Here is a 25,354-nt window from a genome sequence, read left to right as displayed (position 1 = left end):
GGTCCTTGGCGGCTGACTCCGCATCGTCATATAGTAGCCTATCCAACCTACCCCTATCATCATCGATGGATAATAACGAACGATTCGGCCAACTTGACGGCATGATGGCCGATATGCTTCGCCGCATGGACCGCATGGACCAGCGCCTGGAAAGCCTGGACAACCGCCTGGAAAACGTTGAAAACCGCCTCGAAGGCATTGACTACCGCCTGGAAGGCATGGATGAGCGGTTTGCACGCATGGAGCAGGTGCAGCTGCGGATGCTGGACGTGATGCAGCAGATGTCCGGCAACGTACTGGGCGTGCTGAACCGCATGCCCCAACTGGAGGACCACGAAGCGCGGCTGCGGCTCGAAAGTATCGTGCTGCCCAAGGCTGGATAGCAGAGGCCGGAGCGAATATTCTCCGGCCTTTGTATTTTTGACCGAATACCGCCGTCCTTACCCCGCTGCTTTGTGATTGAGTTTCTGCGTTTGCGCCGGCTGAGCTGGCAGCTGCTCGTGCTGGTGTTGCTGGCTGGCCCCGCGCTGAGCGGCTGCCGCCTGTTTCACCCGTACCGCATCCCCAATCCGCAGGGGCCCACCGTCAAGAAAAAGAAGGTGAAGAAGGCCGACCCCGACGCCACCGAGGCGGCCGACGGCTCGACCACCGACACGTCGGCGGAGCCGCCCAAAGTGCAGAAAAACAGCTACGACAAGAACGGCCTGCTCAAGAAACCCAAGCTGAACCGGCGCAAGCTCAAAAAGAAAATCGGGCCGCGCCGCATCTTGGGCATTCCGGTTCCCTTCTAACTCCGCCTTTTCCCTGCGGGCTGCGTACAATCACCGCGTGCCAGTCCCATTCTCCCACCCGTATACCGTTAGCCATATGCTGCTTCGCGTTGTTACCGCCGGGTTGCTGCTCTGGGGCTTGGCCACGCTGCCCGCCGCCGCCCAAACCGACTTCGTCTCGCACAAGCGGGCCGCCCGCAAGTCGCTGAAGGAGGCCAAGAAATTCACCGCCCCCGAAGACCTGCGCCAAACCCACCTGGCCGTGGACAAGCGCGACCTGCGGGCCGGTGAGACGCCCACCCGGAACTCGGTGGAGGGCGTGGCGGGTTACCCGTTCGACAACACCGGCACGCCGCGCGTGAGCGACCAGAAAATGGTGACCAACGCCCGCAAAGCCCGCAAACAATCCAAAGAAGCCCAGTAATGCAGTGGACCCCGCTAACCCAGCTTGAGCAGCTCACCGACATCGTGCGCGAATCGGCTGAGCACCCCGTCGTCATCTTCAAGCACAGCACCAGCTGCTCCATCAGCGCCATGGCCAAAACCCGCCTGGAGCGCCAGTGGGCCGACGCCGGCCTCACCGACGTGAAGGCTTACTACCTGGACCTGCTGCGCTACCGCCCCATCTCCAACCAGATTGCCGAGCAGTTCGGCGTGCGACACCAGTCGCCGCAGTTGCTGCTGATTCAGGACGGGGAGTGCAGCTACGACGCCTCGCACATGAGCATTCAGCTGGGCGACGTGAAAAAGAAAGTGGCCGCCTAACCGGGCCTCACCCCGCCAAGTACCCCGAGTGCGCCGCGCATCCTGCTGGATGCGCGGCGCACTTTTTTTGGCTCTGTGCAAGTACGTCATTCAGAGCGCAGCGAAGAATCTCGCGTGCTGACGGCGGATAGTCAATTCTTGTTCAACGAGTAGATTACTATCCAGCGAGATTCTTCGCTGCGCTCTGAATGACGTGCTAAATCGGCCTTTATGAACCCAACTGCGGACGACATTCGCGCCACCGAAAAAATATTTCGCCGGCGGCTGTAACCTCTGCCAAAACGCGCAGTTTCCACCGCCGAATCAGCTCCCCCCCCTCACCGACCCCGCGCTTGAACTCGCTCACCGACAACTCGCTCATGCTGCAGGTGAAGGCCGGCCAGGTCGACAAGATGGGGCTGCTGTTTGAGCGGTACCACCGGCCGCTGTACGCGTTTTTCTACCACTCCAACGGCAACGCCGCGGCCAGCGAGGATCTGGTACAGAACGTGTTCTACCGCATGCTCAAGTACCGGCACACCTTCACCGGGGAGGGCGAGTTCCGGACCTGGATGTACCACTTGGCGCGCAACGTGCTAGCCGACGCCGCCAAGAAAAACAAGCCCGCCCTGCACCACCAGGACGTGGCCGACTGGGCCGAGCGCCTGCCCGGCGGCACCACCGCCGACGCCCAGCTGCAGCAGACCCAGGACGTGGCCCTGCTGCACCGGGCCCTGGCCCGCCTCAGCCCCGACCACCGCGAGGTGCTGGTGCTGAGCCGCTTCCAGGAGCTGAAATACGAGCAGATAGCCCAGCTGCTCGATACCACCGTGGGGGCCGTGAAGGTGCGCGCGCACCGGGCTCTGGGGCAATTGAAAGACATCTACCTGAAACTGGAAAATGGAAGCAAAGTCCGTGAACTGTGAAGCCGTGCAAGGGGAGCTGATGGACTGGCTGGCCGGCACGCTGCCCGCCGAGCAGTGCTGGCTCCTCGAAAAGCACCTCGGCCAGTGCCCCGCCTGCCGGCAGGAGCTGGCCGCCGCCCAGGCCCTGTGGACCAGCCTGGGCCAGCTGCCGGTGCCCGAGCCCAGTGAGCAGCTGCGCCCCCGCTTCTACTCCATGCTGGCCGATTTTCAGGCCCAGGAAGAGCGGCGCCAAAGCTGGTCGGTGGCGGGCTGGCTGGAGCGGCTGCGCCAGTGGTGGCAGCCGGCCTACGCCCTGCGCCTGGCCTACGGGCTGGCCCTGCTGACGATTGGCCTGGTAGGCGGCTACAGCCTGCGCAGCCGCCCGGAGACGTCCGGAGCCGGCGGCCAGGAGCTGGCCGCCACCGAACAGCCGGCGGCCGACACCCGGCGGCAGCAAGTGGTGCTGGCCATGCTGGCCGACCCCTCGGCGGTGCAGCGGCTGCGCGCCGTGGGCTACGCCGGCGAAGAAGCCCACACCAACGAGCACGTGGTGGCCGCCCTGCTGAGCACGCTCAACCAGGACCCAAACGTGAACGTGCGCCTCGCCGCCCTCGACGTGCTCAGCGGCCTCACCAACGACCCGGTGGTGCGCCAGGGCCTGGTCCGCTCCCTGCCGCGGCAGGACTCGCCCATGGTGCAGGCCGCGCTGGCCGACGTGATGGTGCAGCTGCAGGAGCGCGGCGCCAAAAAGCCCCTGCAGCAGCTGCTGCGCCAAGACGACCTGAACGAGCAGGTCAAAGACAAGCTGGAGCAAAGCCTGGAAACGCTGTCCAACGACCCGGCTCCTCCCCCATCCTCAACTCCCACGACTTCCCATGAAACCCCAGACGATACTCGCACTGCTTAGCCTGCTGCTGTGGCTGCCCAGCTGCTCCCTGCAGGCCCAGGACCGCTCCTCCACCGACAAGATTACCCGCAGCTTCACTATAGCCGGCGACGTAAGCCGCGCCACCCTGGCCCTCTACAACGTGAACGGCTCGGTGACGGTGCAGGGCTACAGCGGCAAAACCGTGCAGGTGGAAATCAGCCGCACGGTGAAGGCCCCCAGCGCCGAGCTGCTAGCCCAGGGCCTGAAGGAAGCCCAGCCCGGCTTCGAGCAGCGCGGCGACAGTGTGCTGCTGTACGTGGCCGGCCCCTACGACTCGCGTCCCAACCAGCAGAACCGCAACAACCGCTTCCAGGACAACTGGAAAAACGACGGCCCGCGCTACTCCTTCACTTTCGACTACGTGGTGAAAGTGCCCGCCGGCATGGAAGTGCGCGCCTCCACCGTGAACGGCGGTAAAATGCTGCTGGAAGACGTGACCGGCCCGCTGCAGGCCCGCAACGTGAACGGCGGGGTGGTGGTCCGCAATGCCCGGGAAGTGACCGTGGCCCGCACCGTCAACGGCGACGTGGAGGTGAGCTACGCGGCGACGCCCACCAAGGCGGCCAGCTACCACACCATCAACGGCAACATCACGGTAAGCTACCCGGCCAACGTGTCGGCCGACCTCTACTTCAAGAGCATGCACGGCGAGCTGTACACCGACTTTCCGAAGGCCGAAGTCATGCCTGCCCGGGTGACGCAGAACCAGCAGCGCCAGGGCGAAGGCACCAAGTATAAACTCAGCAAGGAGACGGCCGTGCGGCTGGGCCAGGGCGGAACGGATTTCCGCTTCGAAACCCTCAACGGCAACGTCACCATCAAACAACAGACCCGATGAATACGACCCTACTGCGCACTCTGCTGGCCCTGCTGGTGCTGGCCTGGGGGCGGCCCGCGCTGGCCCAGCAGGCCGGCAAAGAGCAGCTGACTGTGGCCCTGAGCAACCCCGGCAAGCCCGGCACCCTGCACCTGAAGCTGGTAGGCGGCTCCATCCGCGTGGAAGGCGGCAGCGGCAAAGACGTGGTGATTGACGTGGCTCTGCGCAGCAGCACCCGCGACACCGGCTCCGAACCCGCGCCCAACGCTATGCGCCGCCTCTCCCAGGTGAACGGCCTCGACGTGACGGCCCAGGAAAAAGACAACCACGTGTACCTCAAAACCCAGTCGCACCAGACGCCGGTGGACTTCACCATCCGGGTGCCGCGGCAGTTTTCCCTGCAGATTGGCACCGTCAACAACGGCAGCATCACGGTGCAGAACGTGACGGGCGAGCTGGAAATATCCAACGTCAACGGCTCGATCCGGCTGGAGGACGTGGCCGGCTCGGCGGTGGTCAACACCGTCAACGGCGACATCACGGCCGACTTCCGCGAGGTAACCGGCGGGGCGCCGATGGCCTTTTCCAACATCAACGGCAAGATTGACCTCACGCTGCCGGCCAAAACCAAGGCCGCGCTCAAGCTCAAGTCGGACCGCGGCGAAATCTACACCGACTTCGACCTGGCGGTGGACAACAGCACTCCGAAGGTGACGCGCACCAGCAAGGACGGCACCTACCGCGTGAGCCAGGACAGCTGGACCAGCGGCAAAATCAACGGCGGCGGGGCGGAGTTCATGCTCAAGACCCTGAACGGTAACATCTACGTGCGCAAAGCGAAATGACGCACGCGGGAGCGGGTGGTGAATGAGTGTCCAAGCCTGCTTAGCGGGGCCCGGGGGAGTCCGGGCCCCGCTTATTTTTTGGCCCGGCGCTGGCTGCCGCCTGCACTTGGAGCGGTTCTGTTTGCCGGCCCCACAGCCGCCGCGCAGCGCCATATTAGTAGAAGTATCCGCCTGAAAGCCCGGTTGAGCTGCAGCGCAGCGGCATTCGTTGCGCGGGTTGGTGGTGGCCCCTGGCTGGTCACGCGGCCCCTCGGCCATGCCGCTGCGCTGCAGCTCGGATGTTCTGGCGCATCGGTTGCTCTACCAACATAGCGCCGCGCGGCGGCTGTGGGGCCGGCAAACGAAGCCGCCTTGCCTATGCTTGCCCGGCCCCGCGAAAAAAAAGTTGACGGCGGCTGTAACGCTCCGCCGAAAGCGCAGTTTCCACGCCTGAATCCCCGGCTGCGCCAGCTTTCCTGGCCCTGGCCGGCTTCCCGGAGCGGGCCTTAGCCTTGCGCCGGCGCTACCGCTGCTTTTCTGCTTACCCGCCTGCCCGGCTGCCGCTTTTGCGGTGGCGCGGCCCGCTGTTGCCCTTACCGTTCCGCTCCCAAACCCTTTCTGCGCTTTGAAAACGAACTTTTACCTCCGCTGCCTGCCGGGGCTGAGCTTGGCCGCCACCGTGCTGCTGGCCGCCCCGGCCGCCCAGGCCCAAAGCACCGTCACGGGCGCGGTGCGCTCGGCCGCCGGCCCGGCCATCGACTTCGCTACCGTGACCCTGCACCGCGCCCAGGACTCGGTGGTGGTGAAATCGGAGTTCAGCGACGCTACGGGCGCTTACCGCTTCGAGCAGCTGGCGGCCGGGCGCTACCGGGTGTCGGCGTCGCAGGTGGGCTTTGGGCGGCAGTGGAGCGCGGTGTTTGAGCTCCCGGGCGCCGCGGCGCTGTCGGCGCTGGTGCTGCCCGTCAGCCAGGCCACCCAGCTCAAGGAAGTGCAGGTGGTGGGCCAGAAGCCCCTGTACGAGCGGCTTTCCGACCGCACCGTGGTGAACGTGGAAGGCTCGACGCTGGCCACCGGCAACACCACCCTGGACGTGCTCAGCCGGGCTCCGGGCGTGTCGGTGGACGGCAACTACAACCTGGCCCTGCGCGGGCGCACCGGCCTGCTGGTGCTCATCGACGGCAAGCGGCAGCCCATGACCGGCTCGGAGCTGGCCGACTACCTGCGCGCCCTGCCCGCAGACCAGCTCAAGAGCATCGAGCTGATAACCAACCCGCCGGCCAAGTACGACGCCCAGGGCTCGGCCGGCATCATCGATATCAAGCTCAAGAAGGACCAGCGCCAGGGCGCCAACGGCAGCGGCAGCCTCAGCTACGGCCGCGGCCACTACGGGCGCTTCACCGGCAACCTCAGCGGCAACTACCGGCAGGGCGGGCTGAACCTGTTCGCCTCCACCACTTACGCCAGGCGCGAGTATTTCAACGTGCGCAACACGCTGCGCTCCTACTACGAAACCCGCGACGGGCAGCCGGTGCTCCTCAGCCGCGCCGACCAGCGCAACGACAACACGGGCCAGGACCACTTCGTCGTCTACCGCCTCGGGGCCGACTACGAGCTGTCGAAAAACACCACCGTGGGCGGGGTGGTGACGGGCTTTGCCGTGCCCAAGCCCCACCCCGGCGGCACCAGCAGCAACGTCAGCACTTTCTATGACTCGCTCGGGCGCGTGACGGACTACTATACCGCCCGCGGCACCGGTCTGGGCTACAACCCCAACATCACGGCCAACTTCAACCTCCGCCACGCCTTCGCCAACACCGCCGCCGGCAAGCGGGAGCTGACCACCGACGCCGACTACGCCTACTACTACACCAACCGCCTGCAGACGCTCACGACCTTCGGGCGGCCCGGCCGCCCCGAAACGCTGCTCAGCGGCGACCAGACCGGCACGCTGAGCATCCAGGCCATCAAGGCCGACTACCTGCAGGCCCTGAGCGCCAAAACCACCCTGGAAGCCGGCGCCAAAACCAGCCGGGTGTACTCCGACAACGATTTGCAGTTCACCAACACCGTGGAGGGCATCACGACGGTGGATGCGGGCCGCAGCAACCGGTTCCGCTACGACGAGGTTATTTCGGCCGGCTACCTCACCTTGAGCCACAACCGCGAGAAGCTGAACCTGCAGCTGGGCCTGCGCGGGGAGCAAACCCACGCCAAGGGCGTGCCGCTGGACGAAACGCAAACCTTCCGCCGCGACTATTTCCAGCTCTTCCCGAACGCCTCGGTGAAGTACACCGCCAGCCCCCAACACGAGTGGACGGCCGCCCTGAGCCGGCGCATCAACCGTCCCTCCTACCGGCAGCTGAACCCCTTCCGCTTCGTCATCGACCCGACGACTTCCTTCTCCGGCACACCGGAGCTGCTGCCCGAAACCTCCTACAACCTGGAGCTGGGCCACACCTTCAAGCAGAAGTTCACCGCCGCCTTCAGCTACAGCCTCACCGACAACCCCATTACCGACGTAGCCGCGCCCGAATCGACCACCTCCACCGTGTCGCGGTACGTGAACCTGGACCGGCAGCACTACGCGGCCCTGACGCTGACGGCCCCGCTGAACCCGACGAAGTGGTGGCAGGTGTACAACAACGCGGTGTTTTTCTACATCCACTACCAGGGCGAGCTGTCGGGCACCAGCCTGAGCCGCGGGCAGGGTGCCTTCAACGTGAGCAGCAACAGCACCTTCGTGCTGGGCCAGGGCTGGGGCGCCGAGCTGAACGCCAACTACTACTCGCCGCAGCGCGTGGGCTTCTTCGTCTTCCGCGACTTTGGGCAGCTGGGCCTGGGCGTGAAAAAGGACCTCTGGGACAAGAAAGCCACCCTCAAGCTGGCCGCCACCGACGTGCTGATGACCTCGCCCCTGCACGCCCTTTCCCGCTACGCCAACTACGAGGAGCGCCTCTACCTGCGCCGCGACTCCCGCGTGCTGACCCTCTCGCTGAACTGGCGCCTGGGCAACGACAAAATCAACGGCACCAACCGCCGCCGCGGCGCCGAGGACGAAATGCGACGCGCGCAGTGATGCAGAAGGACGAAGGAAGAATGAGGAAGAACATCATGCCGAGGGGCAGCCGAAGCCTTTCCCACTACTCATTACCCCACTCTGAACCCCAGCCGCGTAGCGGCGCCACGTCAATAGCAACAGACCGGTAAGAACGTTTCGAGCTCCGTAGGAGCGGCACCTCGCCCGCGCGGGTAAGGTGCCGCTCCTACGGAGCTCGGGTTTACTTCCTCAGACGTATGCTATTGACGTGGCGCCGCTACGCGGCTGGAGTTCCGCTAAGGAGGCGCCTGACCCCAAGCAACCAGAACCAGCCCCGGCAGCCAGTGTGGCTGCCGGGGCTGGTTGCGCGTTTCGTCGGGTTTACTTACCCGCCTCCAAGATGCTGATGGCGTAGCCGCCGCCGGGGGCGCAGAGCTGCGTCAGCTTGGTTTTGCTGGTCACGTTCAGCTTGCGGATCTGGTAGGCCTGCGGGTTCTTCTCGTAGTGCGCGTCCGGGGAGTCGGCGTAAATGGTGGCCACGTACTTCTTGCCGCGGTCGAGGAAGCTCAGGTCAATTTTGGAGGTGCGGCCGTTTTCGTCGCAGGTGCTGCCCACGAACCAGCTGCTCTTGCCTTTGGCCTTGCGGGCGTAGGTGATGTAGTCACCGGGCTCGGCTTCGAGAACCTTCGTGTCGTCCCAGTCCACGGCCACGTCCTTGATGAACTGGAAGGCGTCGAGGTGCTGGTTGTAGTGCTCAATCATGTCGGCGGCCATCTGCAGGGGCGAGTACATGGTCACGTACAGGGCCAGCTGCCGGGTCAGCGTCGAGTGCACGAAGGAGTTGTTCTTGGGATTGAACGTACTGATGCGGGTCTGGAAGATGCCCGGCGTGTAGTCCATCGGGCCGCCGATGAGGCGGGTGAAGGGCAGGATGGTGGTGTGGTCGGCGTTGTTGCCGCCAAACGACTCGTACTCCGTGCCCCGGGCGGCCTCGTTGCCGATGAGGTTGGGGAAGGTGCGGGCCAGGCCGGTGGGGCGCACGGCTTCGTGGCCGTTCACCATGATTTTGTGCTCAGCGGCTTTTTCCAGCACGTACTGGTAGTGGTTGTTTACCCACTGGTCGTAGTGGTGGTGGCCCAGCGGCACGATGTCGCCCACGTAGCCGGTTTTCACCGCGTTGTAGCCGTACTTGTTCATGAACTGGAAAGCCGTGTCGAGGTGCCGCTCGTAATTGCGCACCGAACCGGAGGTTTCGTGGTGCATGATGATGCGCACGTTCTTGCTCTGGGCGTAGCGGTTCAGCTCCTGCACGTTGAAGTCCGGGTAGGGCGTCACGAAGTCGAACACGTAGTCCTTGTGCTTGCCGAACCAGTCTTCCCAGCCGATGTTCCAGCCCTCCACCAGCACCGCGTCGAAGCCGTGCTGGGCGGCAAAGTCGATGTACTGCTTCACGCGCTGGTTGTTGGCCGCGTGGGTGCCGTTGGGCGTCACCTTCTGGAAGTCCACCGAGTCGAGCTTGATGTTTTCCATGTTGGTGTACGACCAGGTGCCCTTGCCCGTAATCATTTCCCACCACACGCCCACGTACTTCACCGGCTTGATCCACGACACGTCCTTGAACTTGGTGGGCTCGTTGAGGTTCAGCACCAGCTTCGACAGCAGAATGTCGCCGGCCTTGTCACTGACGATAACCGTGCGCCAGGGCGAGTTGGCCGGGGTCTGAATCAGGCCCTTGTCGCCCGCCGCGTCGGGCGTCAGGTGCGACTCCAGCGTCATCGTCTTGTCGTCCAGCTCCAGGTGCATGCAGCTGTAGTCGATGAGGGCCGCCTCGTGGATGTTGATGTAGAGCCCGTCCTGGCTTTTGAGCATGAGCGGCGTCTGCACCCCGGTAGCCGAAAACGGCGTCTGCGAGGCGTTGCCCGTTACGGCCGATTTCATCAGCCCGCGCACTTCCGAGAGCTTGGAGGTGACGGTGCTGTACTCCTGGGTGTCGTAGTCGCCGGGTAGCCAGAAGGCTTTATGGTCGCCGGCCAGGGCAAACTGGGTGCGCTCCTCCTTGATGGTGAAGTAGTCCAGCTTGGGCTGGCGCGGGAACTCGTAGCGGAAGCCCAGCCCGTCGTCGAACACGCGGAACCGCACGCGCATGGTGCGCTGGGTTTCGGGCTGCGTGAGCGTCACGGCCAGCTCGTTGTAGTGGTTGCGGATGGTCTTCGATTCGCCCCACACCGGCGTCCACGTCTCGTCGAACGAGCGGGTCTGCTTGTCGGTCTGGGTGAAGCCCGTCTGCAGGCTGGTGCTGCCCTTCAGCTCCAGGCCCAGCTTGCTGGTTTTGATGACCTCGCGGCCCTTGTAGCGCAGCCGGTAGGTGGGCACGCCGCCCTGCTGCACGTCGAAGTTCAGCGTCAGCTGCCCGTTCGGCGACTTAATTTCCTCGGCGCGGGCCTGCAGGCCCAGCAGCGCGAGGCAGAGCAGCGTCAGCAGCTGCTTGGGACGGAAAAACGGCGTGGTCGGGGGTGGGGTAGCGCGGTGCTTCATAGGGAAAACGCGGCCGGGCTGGTTGGGAAAAGGCCGGGGCAAAGGTGGGACAAGCGGGAAACATAAAAAAATCACGCAAGAATAAACCCCGCTTTTCCGCGTAACCGCTTACTCACCCGCTCATCCAGGCCGCCCTGCTGTAGAGACGCAACCTTGGCTGACGCCTTCCTGCGGTTGCGTCTGCGGGTCCGCGCCGTGCGAACGGTGCAATTCGTTTTCGGCCCATTCGCCTCCGCACCGTTTATGCTCCATCGTTCAACAGCGAGGCGCAACCGCAGGAAGGCGTCAGCCAAGTATTGCGTCTCTACACCGCCCTTTAGAAGCTCAGCGCGATGCTACTCGTCAGGTTGCCATACGTCCGGGTGGGCCGGCCCGCGTCGGCGGTGAACAGGCGGTCCTGGCTGCGCAGGGCGCGGCCTTCCAGGCGCACCAGCACGTGCGCGGTGGGGGCGTAGTCGAGGTTCAGCGAGGCGCCGCCGACGCGGAAGTTGGCGTCCGTCGGGGCCGGGGAGATACTGCGGATGATGACGCCGTGGTCGGCGCGGTAGTACTCGTAGCGGGTGCAGGCGGCCCACTTATCTGTGAGCTGGTAGCGCAGCAGGGCGGCGGCGCTGTGCCAGTTATCGGGCCGGCGGCCGCGGGCGGCCTGCTCCTGCCAGCCCACGTCGAAGATGCCGGCCAGGCTGAGCCGCTCGGTGGCGGCGTAGCTGAGGTAGAAGTTGTGGAAGTAGCGGCGGCGCCGGGCCGAGTCCTGGGGCTGCTCGTTGCCGTAGAAGGTGCTGCTGTTGAGGAGCAGCTTAGCGGTGGGCTTCCACTGCAGCTGCGTGCCCAGGGCCTTGGCGCGGTTGGTGTCGCGGATGTTCTGCCAGCCGTTGAGCAACAGCCCGGTCAGCGTCAGCCGCTGCCCGGCCTCGTACGTGAGGCGCGCCCCGCTTTCGTAGTAGGGCGAGTTTTCGGCCATCAGGGAGCGGGTCAGCGTCCAGTTGTCCTTGCTCAGCGCCGACTCGAAGCCGATGTGCGAGGGGAAGATACCTACGTCGAGCCAGGCCCGGCGGAAGGGGCGGAACCCGGCGTAGGCTTCGTACAGGTGGCGCAGGGCGGCGGGCTCGGCGGCGTAGTTGGCCTCCACATAGGTGCCCGCGTGCAGGGCCACGGCCCCGCGCACCCGCCCGTCGTCGTAGCGCAGGCCCAGCACGGCGTTGTTCAGGGCAAACTCGTTGGCGCGGTGGTGGGCGTAAATAAAGCCGGGCCGCGTCGGGCACTGCCCGGTCAGCTCGTAGCCGTAGTAGCCGTCGGCAAAGCCGTAGAAGGTAAGCGGCTCGGCAGCCGCGGAGTCGGCGGGGCTGGTGGCGGGAGTTTGGGCCAGGGCGGATGCGGCCGTCAGGCAGGCCAGGGCGAGTAAAGCGGGGGCTTTCATCGGGAGGAGAAAATAGCGCCGGGCCGGAAGGCGCCGCGCGCAGCAGAAAAACAACCGGCCGCGGGCTGGCCCGCGGCGCATGACGGCTCTTATTCAACTTTGGCGCCCTGCCGATTCCGCCTCTCTCCTCTCGCTCGTTTTTGCCCTCACAATCAACCACAAACACCAACGCCACCCCCGGTTAAGGAGGTGGCGCGCCGCGCCGGCCTACCAATCTGGCAAGCCCGGATTTTCACTCTGAAAAGCTGCTGCGCCGCTGTGAGCTACATGCGCACCAGCTCCACGCGGCGGTTTTTGGCCTTGCCTTCCTCGCTGCCGTTGTCGGCCAGGGGCTTGGTCTGGCCCAGGCCGGCAGGCTTCAGGCGGGTGGCGGCCACGCCCTGACTGGTGAGAGCCGCCACCACGGCCTGGGCGCGCTGCTCCGACAGCTGCTGGTTGTGGGCCGCGGTGCCGGCGTTGTCGGTGTGGCCTTCCACGGTTAGGCGCAGGGCGGGGGTGGTTTGCAGCAGCTTGAGCACCTGCGCCACCGCCGGCTCCGACTCGGGCTTGATCGAGGCCTTATCGGTGTCGAAGTTGATGTACACGGCCACGTGCCCGTTGGCGTCCAGCTCCTTTTTGAGCTGCTCGGCGGGCAGCACGGCGGCCTGCATGGGCAGGGCCTTCTTCTCCACCACCGTCAGCCAGTAGTTGTCCTTGTCGTCCCACTGCTTGTAGGCCTCCACCCAGATTTCGCGGTCGGGGGTGCGCACCATGTACACGCCGGCTTTTTCCGAGTCCCACATGTTGTAGCGGCCCCGGTGGCGCTGCTCCTCGAAATTGAGCTTGGCGTCCTTGAATTTCTGCATGCTGCCTTCCCACACCGTCACGCCGCCCATGTCCTTGATGAGCTTCTCGTAGGTTTTCTGGGCCTGGAAAAAGGAGGCGCCCTCGCCCAGCGCCTTGGTGGTGTACAGCCGGCCTTCCACCGGAATGATTTTCACCCCGTCGAAAAACTCGTACCGGTCGAAGGCCACGTCTTTCAGCAGGTTCTTGGACTCGGTGCTCATCATGTTGCCCTTGGCGTCGCCCTTCTCGTAGCCGTCAATCAGACTGAAGAACGGAAAGGCCCCGACCGTCGGGTTGGCCACCGGCACGGCGGCCGCATCGAAGCCGGCGGCCGCGGGCGGCGCAGCGGCTTCGGCGGGCGCGGGGGCCGGGGCGGCGGGCTCAGCCGGTTTCGGGGCCGCGGCCGTGGGTACCACGGGCGCGGCCGCCGCTTCCTCTGCCGGTTTCGATTCGGAGGAGCAGGCCAGCAGCGCGGCCGAGGTGCCCAGCAGCAGGCCAAGGCGGCGCAGGGCAGAAACGAGGGTAAACGTCATGGCGAGAAACGGGGAATAGGTGTCGGAGGCAGCGGCAGGTAGTTTATTTCGGCACCACCGTCTGGCCCCACTGAATGCTGGTGAGCTGGGCGGCCGGCGTGGTGGGCGTGCCGGCGGGGAAGGTGTAGCCCCCGGCCGAGAGAATGAGGCCGCGGATCAGCTGGCCCTCCGAGCCGCCGCCGCCGGCCACGGCCTGCTGCACCTGCGTCTGGTTGTAGCGGTAGCCGAACGACACCTTGTCCTTGCTCAGCTCGAACACTTCGTAGGTCTTGCTGGTCGAGCCGTTGTTGATGACCAGTTGGGTTTCGTTGCTGGCAAAGGCCCAGGTGCCGCTGCTGGCCGGGCCGCTGGGCGGGGTCACGGTCAGCTTGCCGTCGCGGGCAAACTGGTAGGTATTCACGCTGCCGGCGGCCGTGGCGCGGGTGCCCGTCGCGCCGTTCAGCTGCAGAAAATCCTGGCTGTCCTTCCAGGTGGTGTTGGTCAGGTTATCGGTTTTGGAGGGCTCTTTGTCCTCGTCTTTTTTGCAGGCGGCCAGGCTCAGCAGCAGGGCCAGCGGCAGCAGGGTAGCGGGCAGCGTTTTCATAGATGGGCGTAGTTGAATGATGGCGAAATGAGCGGCCGGCGCGGCCTAGCGAAACTTGGTGAAGGAGAAGGAGCCGTTGCTGACCGTCTGAGTGCCGACGGCGCCGGTGTTGGCCGTGGGGCCGGCCGTGAAGCTGAACGTGCCGCTGATTTTCTGCGCGGCTTTATCGTACTGGGTCACGCTGAGCGTGCCATTGGAGGCGGCCGGCCCGTAGAGCGTGCTGTAGATGCCGTTCGGCCCGCTGCCGCCCGAGAGGGTCAGCGCGCCGATGGGCAGGTCGCTGAGCGAGGAGCCGCGGGCCAGGTCGTAGTTGGCCGCGCCGCGGGTGTCGAGGTTGTAGATGACCAGCGACACCGTCTGGGTGTTGTTGCCATCGGGCGCCGCGGTGATGATGAACTTGGTGGGGCTGTCGACGATGGCCGAGGCGTAGGCCTTGCTGGTGTAGCTCTGCCCGTTGTGGGTCCAGGTGACGGTGCCGTCGTAGGCGGAGGAGCCGTCCTCGTCGTCGTTGCCGCCGCAGGCCCCAAGCAGGCTCAGCGACAGAAGCCCGGCCAGCAGGCCGGCGCGCGAGAAGCGCAAGGTGGAGAAAGTGGCAAGCATGTGCATGGCGCAGTGGTTGGGGTGATGAAGTCAGGGAGAAGCCGCTGGCCCGATGTGGTAGGCGGTGGTGCTGGCAAAGGAAGATTGAGGGGCCGCCGCGGCCGTTTCCGCAGGTCGCAAAGGCTTGTTCGGACGTCGCGTCCCACCGCGCCCCGGCTTGCCCGCATGGTTTTGCGACGAAATCAGATGACGCTGGCGCTGCGCACCAGCCCCCAGCAGGGCACCGGCCCGGCGGGCGTCGGCACCTCGTCGTAGCTGGCCACCTCGAAGCCCTGCTGCCGGGCCAGGCTCAGCCCCCGCAGCGAGTACACTGGGGCGTAGCAGGGCAGAAACCGCCCACCCACTGCCGCCACCGAGGCCCGCAGCAGCGACCGGCCGGCCCCCTGCCCCTGCTGCCCCGGGCGCACGCCCAGCGCCAGCAGCTGGTGGTGAGGCATGGGCAGCGCCCGGTGGCGCCGCTCGTCCTGTTGCTGCTGCCAATGCATAAGTTGCCGACAGGCGCTCCAGCCCAGGTGCAGGGGCAGCGCCAACTGCCCCCGCCGCAGCAGGCTGGCCCACGACAGCGCCGCCGCCTCGGCCGGCAGCCACACGGCCACGCTGCGGTCGGCCGGGCCGGCGTATACGCTGCCGGCGTGCAGGGCGTAGCGCAGCAGCAAGCGCAGCCAGGCCCGGCTGTGCGCGGCCCCGCCGGGCCACGCAGCGGCGGCCGGCGCGGCGGTGTAGGCGGCTACCAGCAGCTCGGCGGCCCAGTCTTCATCGGCAACGAGCAGGCGGCGGGCGGGCAGGGTCAGGGTTTGCATGGCACCAACGGGGTTGAGCATCGGGGTGCAGCAAAGGACGCCGGGCCGCCCGCCCCGGGCATTCGGGCAGGTCGCAAAGGCTTGTTCGGACGTCGCGGGGCCGAGTTCAGCCCCCGAAGCCAGCCGGTTCGGCGCGGCGGCTGGCTGCCAATCCTTATTCCAGCACCAGCGCAGGCACTTCGCTGGGCGCGTAGCCGAACTGCCGCGAAAAGCTGGTGCTGAAATGCGCCGGGGAGTTGAAGCCCACCTGGTAGGCCACTTCCGACACGGTGCCGGCGCGGGCGGCCAGCAGCACGTGCGCCCGGCGCAGGCGCAGGCCGCGGATAAAGTCGCTGGGGGCTTCGCCGGTCAGGGCCTTGAGCTTGCGGTGCAACTGAGCCCGGCTCAGCGCCACCTCGTCGCTGAGCATTTCCACGCTGAACTCCCCGTTGTCGAGGTTGCGCTCCACGGCCTGCTCCACGCGCTCCAGAAACGTCTTGTCGAGCGAGGGCAGCGCCGCCACGGCCGCCGCGTAGGCCTCAAATACCTCCGGCATGGGCGCAATGGGCCGCCGGGCGTTGCCGGTTGCGGGCGTTGCGGGTTCGGGCGCTGCATCCGGGGCCGCAGTGGGAGTAGCCGCCGGGCCTACGGGGGCATCCACGGTGGTGGACGCGGGCAGCAGGCGGACCTGGGTGCGGTGGCGCAGCGCCAGCAGGTTGCGCACCTGGGCGCGCAGCTCCCGCGGGTCGAAGGGCTTGGCAAGGTAGGCGTCGGCGCCGGTTTCGAGGCCGGCCAGGCGGTCGGGGGCGGCACTGCGGGCCGTAAGTAGCACCACCGGGATGTGCGAGGTAGCCACGTCGGTTTTCAGCTGCCGGCACAGCTCGTAGCCATCGAAGCCCGGCATCATCACGTCCGACACCACCAGGCTGGGCACGGCCTCCCGGGCCAGCGTGGCGCCGCTGGGGCCGTCGGCCGCCAGCAGCACCCGGTAGCCCGCCGTCGTCAGCGCCGCCCCAATGTACTCGCGCACCTCGGCGCTGTCTTCCACCACCAGCACCACCTCGGCGTCGGGGGCCAGTTCGGGCACCGGCTCGCTGGGCAGGGGCAGCATATCGGCGGCCAGGGCCGGCGGGACTGGCGGCGTTTCAATCCGCACATCAGCGGCGGGCAGCGTCCGCGGCAGCCGTACCACGAAGGTGGAGCCCGCGCCGGGCGTGCTCAGCACCTGCACGCCGCCGCCGTGGCGCTCGGCCAGCTCTTTCACCAGGGCCAGGCCCACGCCCGAGCCAGTGGCCTCGGCCCCGTGCCCGGGCACCTGGTAAAACCGGTCGAACAGGTGGGGCAAATGCTCGGGCGCAATGCCCACGCCGGTGTCCTGCACGCTCAGCAGCACGGCCCCGTGCGGGGCGGCGGGCGTGGGCGCTTCCTCGCGCACGGCCAGCGTCACGTGGCCGCCGGCCGGGGTGAAGCGCAGGGCATTGGCCAGCAGGTTGCTCACGATTTCCTCCAGCCGGCCCGCGTCGTAGACCAGCGGCACGGGTGCGGGCGGCACGGCCACGTGCAAGCCTACCTGGCGCACGGTGGCCAAATCCAGGAAGGCGGCTACCCAGCCGCGGGCGGCGGCGGCCACGTCACCGGGCTGCGGGTACAGGGTCAGGCCGCCGGCGTCGAGCTTGCTCAAGTCCAGAATCTGGTTGATGAGGTGCAGCAGCTTGCGGGCGTTGCCCAGGATGCGGCTCCCTTGCTGCCGGGTGGGCGCCGGGGCCGCTTCGTCGCGGGCCAGCTCCTCGGCCGGGCCCAGGATGAGGGTGAGCGGGGTGCGCAGCTCGTGGCTGAGGTGGGTGAAGAAGTCGTTTTTGACCCGGTCCATTTCCTGCAGGTGGCTCAGGGCCTGGTACTCCAACTGCTGCCGGGCCCGGTCCCGCTCGCGGCGCTGGGTGTTGCGGCGCACGGCCCAGAAAGCTCCGCCCAGCAGCGCGGCGTACAGCCCGTAGGCCCACCAGGTGCGCCACCACGGCGGCCGGATGTGGAAGCTCAGCCGGGCCGGCGCCTGGTTCCACACCCCGTCGTTGTTGGCCGCTTTTACCTCGAAGGTGTAGTCGCCGGGGGGCAGGTTGGTGTAAGTGGCGGAGGTGGCCGCCGCCGGCCGGCTCCAGTCGGCATCGAAGCCCACGAGGCGGTAGCGGTAGCGCACCTTGGCCGGGTTGGTCAGGCTCACGCCCACGAAGTCGAAGGTGACCTGGTTGAGGGCGTGGGGCAGGCTAAAATTCGGGCCCAGCGCGGTATCCTGGCCCAGCACCCGCACGGCGGCCACGCGGGTGCGCGGGGCCGTGCGGTTGGGGCGGGCCAGGGCCGGCTCGTAGCGCATCACCCCGTTGACGGTGCCCACCCACATGCGGCCGCCGGGCTCCAGCAGCACCGCGTTCTGGTTGGTTTCCTGGCCCAAAAAGCCCTCGGCCGGCCCGTAGCTCACGGTGCGCCCGGTGGCGGGGTCAAATCGGTCGAGGCCGCGGTTGGTGCCCAGCCAGAGCTGCCCGTCGGCGGCGCAGCGCACGAAGTAGGGGTTGTTCGACTGCAGCCCGGTTTCGGGCCCGAACGCCCGCAGCCGCCGCCCGTCGAAGCGCAGCAGCCCCTCGCCGATGGAGCCCAGCCAGAGCTGCCCGCGGGCGTCCTCGGTGATGGAGCCGATGCTGAGCCGGTCCCGGCGGCCGTCGGCGCGGCGCAGCTGGTCGGGGCCGGTGGCCTGCACGTCCACGCGCACGAGGCCGTGGTCGTCGGTGCCCAGCCAGAGCGTGCCGGCCTGGTCGCGGTAGCCGGTCCACAGCGCGTTGGTGCCGAGGCCGGTGGCGGCGTTGTAGGTGCGGCTGGCGCCGGCCTCGGCGTCGAGCACCACGGTGGCGCCGGCCCCGCCCGTCAGCACCCACACCCGGCCCAGGCCATCCTCCACGAAAGCGCGCACGTTCTGGCCCGCCACGCCGGGCAGGTGGCTCAGCTCCTGCCAGCGGCCGGTGGCGGGGTAATAAATGGCCGCCCCGCCGCCGCGGCTGCCGGCCCACACGCGCCCCTGCGAGTCGCGGAACAGCGGGCGGATGAAGTTGGCCGTGGCGCCGCCGGGTCGGCGGTGCCCGGGCCGGAACTGCTGCCCGGCCGGGGCGCCGGGCCGAAATTCCCACAGTCCTTCGCGGGTGCCCACCCAGTACAGCCCGCCGCCCATGTTCAGCAGGGCCTGCACATCTGTGCTGGGCAGGCCTTCGGCGGCCCCGAACAGGGCAAACCGCTCGTCGGCCACGCGCTGCAGTAGGCCGTCGACCAGCACCACCCAGAGGCTGCCCTCCCGGTCTTCCAGCAGCCCGCAGGCCGTTTCGTCCGAAAGCTGGTTGGGCAGGGCAAAGCAGCGCAGCTGGCCCGTGGCCGGCTCGTAGCGGCTCACCCCCGTGCCCGACAGGGCCCAGACCCGGCCGCGACGGTCGGGCAGCACCCGCTCCACGGCGCCGCCGCAGAGCCCACCGGCAGGGCCCAGCACCTGCAGCTGCCAGGGCGCGGCGGCGTGCGGGCGGTGCAGGCGGCCCAGGCCCGTCGGCAGCCCCACCCAGTACAGGGTATCGGCCAGGCGGTGCACGGAATACACGCGGCCGCGGCGCAGTGCGGGCGGCAGTTCGGCGGCTTCCACGCGGCCGGTAGCGGGATTGAGCACGACCAAGCCGCCGGCCGTGGCGGCCCACAGCTGCCCGGCCGGCCCGGCGGCCAGCTGATATATCGAATCAGAAGGCAGGCCCTGGGCGCGCCGCCAGTGCCTGACGGGGCGTTTCGGGGTGCTGAGCGGCAGGCGGTAGAGGCCGTCGCCGAGGGTAGCCACCCACAGTCCGCCGGGGGCGGGCAGCAGGGCGCGCACGGCGGCCTGGCCGCGCCAGCCCGCCGGCCCCAGCGGGTAGATGTGGTTTTGCGCGTCAATAGCCGACACAGCCCCGTACTTGTGGCCCAGCAGCATGCCGCCGCCGGGCCGGGGCAGCAGGGCCGTGACGTGGTTGTCGGGCAAGCCGCTGCGGGTATCGAGGGTGTGGAACTGCCGCCCGTCGAACCAGGCCACCCCACCCTGGGTGCCGGCCCAGAGCTGGCCGCGGGCGTCCTGGCCCAGGGCGTACACGGTGCTCTGGGGCAGGCCGTCGGCCAGGGTGTACACGCGCGTCGCCAGGGCCTGGGCCGCAGCCGGCCCTTGCGGAGCCAGCGCGGCCACCAGCACCAGCGGCAGATGGCGCAGAAGTAGCAACAGGGTACGGTGGAGCATAGGCGGCAGCAGTTGGCCCGATTGGCGCAGCCTGTTTCCGAAGGGAGCGAAACGCCCCGGCGCAGGCTCCCTAAAAAGCCCACGCCTGGCGCTTAGCAAAGAAACAAGCCGCAGCCAACCGCTTCAATCACACGATGATGTGAATAACAAGCCTCGGCATCATCGCCCCGGCAAGCTAGGTGCGGCCGGCTGCCCGCAAATGAGTAATATTACCTAGCCGCCCCGCCGCGACCCGCCTATCTCGGCCACCACCACCACGCCATGCAACGCCCCCGCACCACCGACCTCATCCGCTTCAGCGAAGCCCTGGAAATCCTGCACGCCGACGTGGAGCCCGCCACGCTGTTCGACCGCCTGTCGGAGGCCACGGCGCACGCCATTGTAGCCGAAACGGCCTGTTTCGACGGCTTTAGCCCGGAAGGTCGCATCGGGCATCTGGGCTCGTTTCCGGAGGATACCTTTATGGCAGCCACCTTCCCGTTGCTGCAGCAGCTGCTGACCCAGCACCCGCTCTTCGCCGAAATCTTCGAGCACCGTCGCCGGGAGCCGCTGCGTACCAGCGACTTTTGCCGCATGCCGCAGTTTTTCCGCACGGCGCTGTTCAACGAGTTTTACCGCCCCGTTTCGCTCACCCACCAGCTCATCGTGGGCTTCGACGTGCCCGGCCACGGCCTGATTACCAGCGCCCTGAACCGCCGCCACCGCGACTTTTCGGAGTCGGAGCGCACGGTGATGAGCCTGCTGGTGCCGCACTTCCGCACGGCCGTGCGCCACGCCCGCACCGTGGCCGCCCTGCGCCGCCCCGCCGCCGGCAAAGCCGTGACCCTGGTGCCCGACCCCAACCTGACGCGCCGGGAGCTGACGGTGCTGGGCCTGCTCGGCCAGGGCCTCAGCGACAAGGAAATCAGCCGGCGCTGCGGCATCAGCCCGCGCACGGTGCAGAACCACCTGCAGAACATCTACGCCAAGCTGGGCGTGACGGGCCGCACGGCCGCCGTCAGCTGGTCGTTGCGCCTGCCGGCTTGATTAGCAAGAACGGACTTATTAGAACGTCATGTCGAGCGAAGGCGAGACATCACGCGTGCTAACGCCCGAGAGTAAAATTTTCGTAGCAGGCCGGCGAAGCTGCCGGTCAGTAGCCCGACGCGCGACAGGTATTTCTCAGGGGGTGTGCCGGAACCAGCTGGTAAGTCAGAAAAGCTAATCGGCTTGCCCAGTCTTCTGCGAAGAAGCAGCGCCGCCTACCAAGGTCCGTGGTACCGACTGCTGCCGGTGCCAGCCGCGGCCAGCGGGACAACAAAAAGGCCCTGGCAGTAGTGCCAGGGCCTTTTCAGTAAGCTACTCCACGCCGCCTGCGCGGCGTGGATCCGGCCGGGCCGGAGTTGCTGGGGCGCTATTCCAGCACCACTTTGCGGGTCATTACGTCGGTGCCCACCTGCACGCGCAGCGTGTACAGACCAGCCGCCAGGCCGCGGGTCGATACTTGCTGCTCGCCGGCCGTAGCCAGGGCTTCGCGGCGCACCGTCTGGCCCAGGGCGTTGAGCAGCTCCACCGTACCGGTTTTGCCGCCCAGGCCGTCCAGCTTCAGGGTGAAGGAGCCGGTGGCCGTCGGGTTCGGGAATACCTTCAGAGCGGCCGCGTTGGTTTGCGTGCGGGTGCTCAGGGCCGTGGTGCTGATGGTGAAGGGGCCCGTCTGGTCGCCCGAGGAGAAGCCCGACACGGCCACGTAGTAGCGCTGGTTCGGCGTCAGGCCCGTTACCGTTACGGCGCCGATGTTCAGGCCGGGGCCGGCGCTGGCCTGGCAGAACACCTGGCTGAACGAGGTCGAGCAGTTGGCGGCGGTAAACACGCGAATCTGGCCGGCAGCGTCGCCGCTGGTGTAGAGCGTGGCCGTAGCCGTGGTGGGCGTCCAGAGGAACCACACGTCCTTAGGCGCCAGCGCGCCCGAGCAGGTCGGGGTCGAGTTGACCAGGCCGCCGCCCTGGCTGGTGGTCGAAGCACTGTTCGAGCTGTTAACCACGCCATTGAGTACCACGGCGGCGCAGGGCTCGTCGTTGGGCGGGGTCAGCTGGTCGAAGGTGACGGTCTGCGAGTTGTTGGCGGCGTTGCCGTCGGGCTGGCCGTTGGGCAGGCTGCCGGTGACCGTCAGCGTGAAGGTGCCAATCTGGGTGAGCGTGATGCCGGTGCCGAAGGTCAGCTGGCGGTCCTGGCCGGCGGCCAGGTTCAGGTTGTTGAACACCTCCGAGTTGGTGGCCGGCGTGGCGCCGTTGTTCACCGTGTAGCTCAGCGTCACCGAGTTCAGCACGGCCGTGCCGCCGTTGCGGATGGTTACGCGCACCGGGTTCGAGCCCAGCACCGCCGGCGTCACCGGCGCATCAATGCTGATGACGGCCACGTCGTTGGCCACGATGGTCAGCTCGTAGGCCCCCACGTCGGGCGGGCTCTGGCGGGTGGTGCCCACGATGTCACGCGGTACGCGGGTGAGCAGGGCCGGGGCGCCGGTGCCGTTCAGCTGCACCGAGGTGGGCTGCAGGTTGCCGGTGGCCGGGTCGCGGAAGATGGGGTCGAACTGCGTGCTGTTCTGGTCGTAAGCGCTGCTGTTGACGGCCTTCCAGGCGGCCAGGGTGGCCTGGTTGCCGCCGTAGTAGCCCGTGAAGTAGTTCGTGCCGCTGCCGATGTACAGGTTGTTGTAGTCCGACGTGATGGTGGAGGCAGCGGTGCTGAAGTACATGGCAAAGCGGCTGCCCGAGCCCCCGCGCGTCACGCTGATGAGGTTGTTGCGGAAGTCGATGCCCGTAGCCGAGGTGACCTGGTAGAAGCCGTAGCTGGCCGAGCCCGAGGTCGACGCCGCGTTGTCCAGCGCCACGGTGTTGTGGTAGTAACGGGCCAGGTCGGAGCCGCTGTTGTAGATGCCGTACTCCACGCCCGCACCGTTGAAGTTGTACACCACGTTGTTGATAACCTCGTTTTCGGCGCCGGCCGTGGCGTCGCTGGTGGCGAAGTAGATGCCGTACGCCGTCGAAGTGCTGGCCCCGCCGTTGCCGGTAAAGCTGTCGTGAATGCGGTTGTTTTCCAGCAGCAGGCCCAGGTTGTAGGTCAGATAGGTGCCGTAGAACACGCTCACGCCGGCCCGGTTGGTGCGGTGGATGTTGTTGCCGATCAGCCGCGCGCCGGTGGTGTACTCCACGTTCAGGCCGTAGTAGTAGAAGTCCCGGATTTCGTTGTTGCGGATGCGCAGGCCGGTAGCGCGCGTGGTGGCGCTCAGGCCCGTCACGGCCAGGCCGTAGTAGCCGCCCGTAAACACGTTGTTTTCCAGCAGCAGGTTGTTGGCGTCGCCCGAGGTGGAGGCCGAGGTCAGCGAGCCGCTGGCCGCAAAGGCGGCGTTGATGGAGTTCGTGGAGGTAGTCGACGAGGTGACCACGCAGCCGCGCACGCGGTTGCCGTTGGCCTGGCCCACCAGGTGGATGCCGATGCCGTAGGTGGCGCCGGTGGCCTGTACCGTCAGGTTCTGCAGGGTCACGTAGTCGGTGCCGTTCAGCACGATGGTGCCCAGTTCCGAGGTGGCGCTGCTGGCGAAGCTGATGGCCTGCTTGCTGGCGCCGCCGTCGAACACGAGGGTGTCGGTGGCGCTGGTGCCCGGCACCACGCCCAGCACCATGCGCTCGGTGTAGGGGCCGTTCAGCACGTTGAAGCGCACCGGGCCCGCAATGCCGGCCGCGTTCAGGGCCGTGGCTACCTCCGTAAAGCTGGCGAAGTTGCTTCCGCCCGTAGCGGCGTTCTTATTGATGGTGTAAGTGCCCGACAAGGCCGTGTACACCGTCGTGCTCTGGCTATTGTTGCCGGGGTTGGCGTCGGTGCCGCCGTTGGGCTGGCTGGCCGTTACCGTCACCGTGTTGGCACCCACCACCAGTGTGGCCTGGGTGGTGAAGGTGAGGCTGCGCGTGGCGCCCGAAGCCAGGTTCAGGGCGGTGAAGTTCTGCACCACCGGCGTGCCGTTGTTGAGCACGTACTCCAGGCGCAGGGTGTTGAGCGTCGTCGCGCCGTTGTTGAGGATGGTTACCGTCACCGGGCGGGTGCCGGCCCCCACGGGCGAAACGGGCGAGTCGATGCTAACCACGGCCGCGTCGTTGGCGGGGGGCGTAAACTCATAGGCGCCCATGTCGGGCGTAGCGCCCCGGGTGGCGCCGGTAATGTCCTGCGGCACGCGCGTGAGCGGGGTGCCCGTGCCGTTGAGGGCGCCGGCCGTGGGGCGCAAATCCGAAGCCGGGTTCACGAACTGCGGATTGGCGTCGGTGCTGTTCTGGTCGAAGGCGCCGCTGTTGGCGGTGCGCCAGTTGGCCAGCGTGGCGTAGGACGTGCCGCTGTAATACCCGGTCACGAAGTTGCCGCTGCCCGACAAGTTGTTGTAGTCCGAGGTCGTGGTGCCCGTGGTCGAAGTCAGGTAGATGGCGTAGTTGGTCCCGGTGCCGGCGCGCGCCACGCGAACCACGTTGTTCTTGAAGTCCACGTTCAGGCCCGTGGTCTGGTAGAAGCCGTAGGTGGAGCTGCTGCCGGTGTAGCTCTGGTCTTCGATGCTGACCGTGTTGTGGTAGTAGCGCACGAAGTCGCCGCCGGGGTTGTAAATAGCATACACCGACCCGTTGGCGTTCAAGTCATACACCAGGTTGTTTACCACGTCGTTGGGCGAAGTAGCCGTACCCGTCGAGCTGGAAATGTAGATGCCGTACACGGCGCTGGTCGAGGTGGAAGCCGCCGGAAAAGCCTGGTGCAGGCGGTTTTTCTCCACGTCAGCCCCGTCCACGCTCGTGGTCAGGTAGATGCCGTAGAAGGTGCTGGTCGAAATGCCGGCCGTAGCGCGGGTCAGCTCGTTGCCGATAATCTGCGGCCCGGTCTGGTACGCCACGTAGATGCCGTAGAAGTAAAAGTCGCGCACCACGTTGTTGCTGATAACCAGGCCCGCGGAGGGCGAAGCCGTGCTTACCCCGATGCCGGTGATGCCGTAGTAGCCCCCGGTGATGGTATTGCCCGTGATGGTTACGTTCTGGTTCGAGGCGGTACCCGAAGTGGTAGCCGCGGAGGTCGAAGCGCTGGTCACGATGCCGCAGAAGTTCGACGAGGTGCTGCTCGTGCTGCTGGTAATCGTGTTGTTGCTGATGACGTTGTTGTCCGCGTTGTTCACCAGCTGCACGCCCCAGCCGTAGGTACCCGGCGCGCCACCGTTGGTAGCGTCGATGACCAGGTTGTTGACGGTCACGTAGTCGGCCCCATCCAGAGTCACCACGGCGCGCGACGTGGAGGTGCTGGAAGCAAACTTGATCGTGCGGCCACCGCCGTTGAAGGTCACGCGGTTGGTGGCGCTGGCCCCGTTGATGGCCGTCAGGCGCAGCTGCTCGGTGTACGGGCCGCCGCTCACGGTAAACGTCACCGGACCGCTCACCCCGTTGGTAGTCAGGGCCGTGGCCGCCGCCGTGAAGGACGTGAAGTTGGCGCCGCCCGTGGGCTGGCCGTCGTTGATGGTGTAGGCGCCGCTCATGGGCGTTTGGGCCCAGGCCCCGGTGGCGCCAGCCAGCAGCAGCAGCCATAAGGCCCCGAAAACCGAAGTCCGGCGGCCCTGGCGGAACCAGCCTCGCTGTCGACCCGGAGCGGACGTCGAGCTTGATAAAGTTGTTTGCATCAGGTGTGAAAAAGGGTGAAGAATGGAGGAAATATCATACCCAAAATCTGCAAATAATCCAAATAAAACCCCCTCCAGAAGGAAGCCTTACGGACTAC

The 25,354-nt window shown here is 66.9% G+C and carries 18 protein-coding genes; 10 read left to right on the top strand and 8 right to left on the bottom strand.

The genetic code is table 11. From position 1 onward, the window contains the following. Positions 1 to 65 precede the first annotated feature (65 nt). The 9 genes from EJV47_RS23630 to EJV47_RS23590 all read left to right on the top strand — a co-directional run bounded on the left by EJV47_RS23630 (position 66) and on the right by EJV47_RS23590 (position 8,064). Positions 66 to 383, top strand: a complete 318-nt coding sequence (locus EJV47_RS23630; RefSeq protein ID WP_126695680.1) for a hypothetical protein — start codon at positions 66 to 68, stop codon at positions 381 to 383. A 72-nt stretch (positions 384 to 455) separates the two neighbouring features. After that, positions 456 to 791 carry a hypothetical protein gene (locus EJV47_RS23625; protein ID WP_126695679.1) on the top strand — a complete coding sequence of 112 codons (336 nt, stop codon included), beginning with the start codon at positions 456 to 458 and terminating at the stop codon, positions 789 to 791. A 76-nt stretch (positions 792 to 867) separates the two neighbouring features. Continuing rightward, positions 868 to 1,194 carry a hypothetical protein gene (locus EJV47_RS23620; protein ID WP_126695678.1) on the top strand — a complete coding sequence of 109 codons (327 nt, stop codon included), beginning with the start codon at positions 868 to 870 and terminating at the stop codon, positions 1,192 to 1,194. Next, entirely contained in the window at positions 1,194 to 1,535 is a 342-nt protein-coding gene (ytxJ, locus tag EJV47_RS23615; protein WP_126695677.1) for a bacillithiol system redox-active protein YtxJ, read from the top strand. Before EJV47_RS23620 ends, ytxJ begins: the two co-directional genes overlap by 1 nt. 332 nt (positions 1,536 to 1,867) lie before the next feature. Beyond that, a complete protein-coding gene (locus EJV47_RS23610; RefSeq protein ID WP_424321920.1) occupies positions 1,868 to 2,440 on the top strand; it encodes an RNA polymerase sigma factor in 573 nt (190 codons plus the stop codon). Beyond that, positions 2,415 to 3,326 (top strand): HEAT repeat domain-containing protein, encoded by a 912-nt coding sequence (locus EJV47_RS23605; protein WP_126695676.1) that lies wholly within the window; start codon positions 2,415 to 2,417, stop codon positions 3,324 to 3,326. The genes EJV47_RS23610 and EJV47_RS23605 overlap by 26 nt, the downstream gene beginning before the upstream one ends. Then, the gene (locus EJV47_RS23600; protein WP_126695675.1) at positions 3,295 to 4,185 is read left to right on the top strand and encodes a DUF4097 family beta strand repeat-containing protein; all 891 of its coding nucleotides are present in this window, start codon (positions 3,295 to 3,297) and stop codon (positions 4,183 to 4,185) included. The genes EJV47_RS23605 and EJV47_RS23600 overlap by 32 nt, the downstream gene beginning before the upstream one ends. Then, complete coding sequence (locus EJV47_RS23595) at positions 4,182 to 5,009, top strand: DUF4097 family beta strand repeat-containing protein (RefSeq protein ID WP_126695674.1); 828 nt, start codon at positions 4,182 to 4,184, stop codon at positions 5,007 to 5,009. The genes EJV47_RS23600 and EJV47_RS23595 overlap by 4 nt, the downstream gene beginning before the upstream one ends. A gap of 604 nt (positions 5,010 to 5,613) precedes the next feature. Then, positions 5,614 to 8,064: a TonB-dependent receptor domain-containing protein gene (locus EJV47_RS23590; protein ID WP_243651294.1), complete on the top strand. Its 2,451-nt coding sequence runs from the start codon at positions 5,614 to 5,616 to the stop codon at positions 8,062 to 8,064. A gap of 342 nt (positions 8,065 to 8,406) precedes the next feature. Here the strand turns inward: EJV47_RS23590 and EJV47_RS23585 are convergent, their stop codons facing one another. The 7 genes from EJV47_RS23585 to EJV47_RS23555 all read right to left on the bottom strand — a co-directional run bounded on the left by EJV47_RS23585 (position 8,407) and on the right by EJV47_RS23555 (position 19,582). Beyond that, positions 8,407 to 10,560, bottom strand: a complete 2,154-nt coding sequence (locus EJV47_RS23585; protein ID WP_126695673.1) for a glycoside hydrolase family 97 protein — start codon at positions 10,558 to 10,560, stop codon at positions 8,407 to 8,409. A 316-nt stretch (positions 10,561 to 10,876) separates the two neighbouring features. Then, positions 10,877 to 11,977 carry a porin gene (locus tag EJV47_RS23580; RefSeq protein WP_165903909.1) on the bottom strand — a complete coding sequence of 367 codons (1,101 nt, stop codon included), beginning with the start codon at positions 11,975 to 11,977 and terminating at the stop codon, positions 10,877 to 10,879. Between the two features lie 263 nt (positions 11,978 to 12,240). Continuing rightward, complete coding sequence (locus EJV47_RS23575) at positions 12,241 to 13,335, bottom strand: OmpA family protein (RefSeq protein WP_126695671.1); 1,095 nt, start codon at positions 13,333 to 13,335, stop codon at positions 12,241 to 12,243. A 43-nt stretch (positions 13,336 to 13,378) separates the two neighbouring features. Further along, positions 13,379 to 13,918, bottom strand: coding sequence for a hypothetical protein (locus EJV47_RS23570; protein ID WP_126695670.1), 540 nt, complete (start codon positions 13,916 to 13,918; stop codon positions 13,379 to 13,381). 45 nt (positions 13,919 to 13,963) lie between these two features. Further along, positions 13,964 to 14,524, bottom strand: a complete 561-nt coding sequence (locus tag EJV47_RS23565; protein WP_126695669.1) for a DUF6252 domain-containing protein — start codon at positions 14,522 to 14,524, stop codon at positions 13,964 to 13,966. Between the two features lie 176 nt (positions 14,525 to 14,700). Continuing rightward, positions 14,701 to 15,339 (bottom strand): hypothetical protein, encoded by a 639-nt coding sequence (locus EJV47_RS28235; RefSeq protein WP_165903908.1) that lies wholly within the window; start codon positions 15,337 to 15,339, stop codon positions 14,701 to 14,703. A 133-nt stretch (positions 15,340 to 15,472) separates the two neighbouring features. Further along, a complete protein-coding gene (locus EJV47_RS23555; RefSeq protein ID WP_126695668.1) occupies positions 15,473 to 19,582 on the bottom strand; it encodes a two-component regulator propeller domain-containing protein in 4,110 nt (1,369 codons plus the stop codon). 261 nt (positions 19,583 to 19,843) lie between these two features. On the opposite strand from EJV47_RS23555, the gene EJV47_RS28980 reads away from it, so the two are divergent. Further along, positions 19,844 to 20,608, top strand: coding sequence for a helix-turn-helix transcriptional regulator (locus EJV47_RS28980; protein WP_279389075.1), 765 nt, complete (start codon positions 19,844 to 19,846; stop codon positions 20,606 to 20,608). A gap of 367 nt (positions 20,609 to 20,975) precedes the next feature. Here EJV47_RS28980 and EJV47_RS23545 read toward each other — a convergent pair whose 3' ends face one another. After that, positions 20,976 to 25,256, bottom strand: a complete 4,281-nt coding sequence (locus EJV47_RS23545) for a beta strand repeat-containing protein (RefSeq protein WP_126695667.1) — start codon at positions 25,254 to 25,256, stop codon at positions 20,976 to 20,978. Positions 25,257 to 25,354: the final 98 nt, after the last annotated feature.

The sequence above is a fragment of the Hymenobacter gummosus genome (genome assembly GCF_003970915.1).
Taxonomy (GTDB): domain Bacteria; phylum Bacteroidota; class Bacteroidia; order Cytophagales; family Hymenobacteraceae; genus Solirubrum; species Solirubrum gummosum.
The sequence above is the reverse complement of the archived record's forward strand: the minus strand, read 5'-3'. Positions and strand labels throughout refer to the sequence as shown.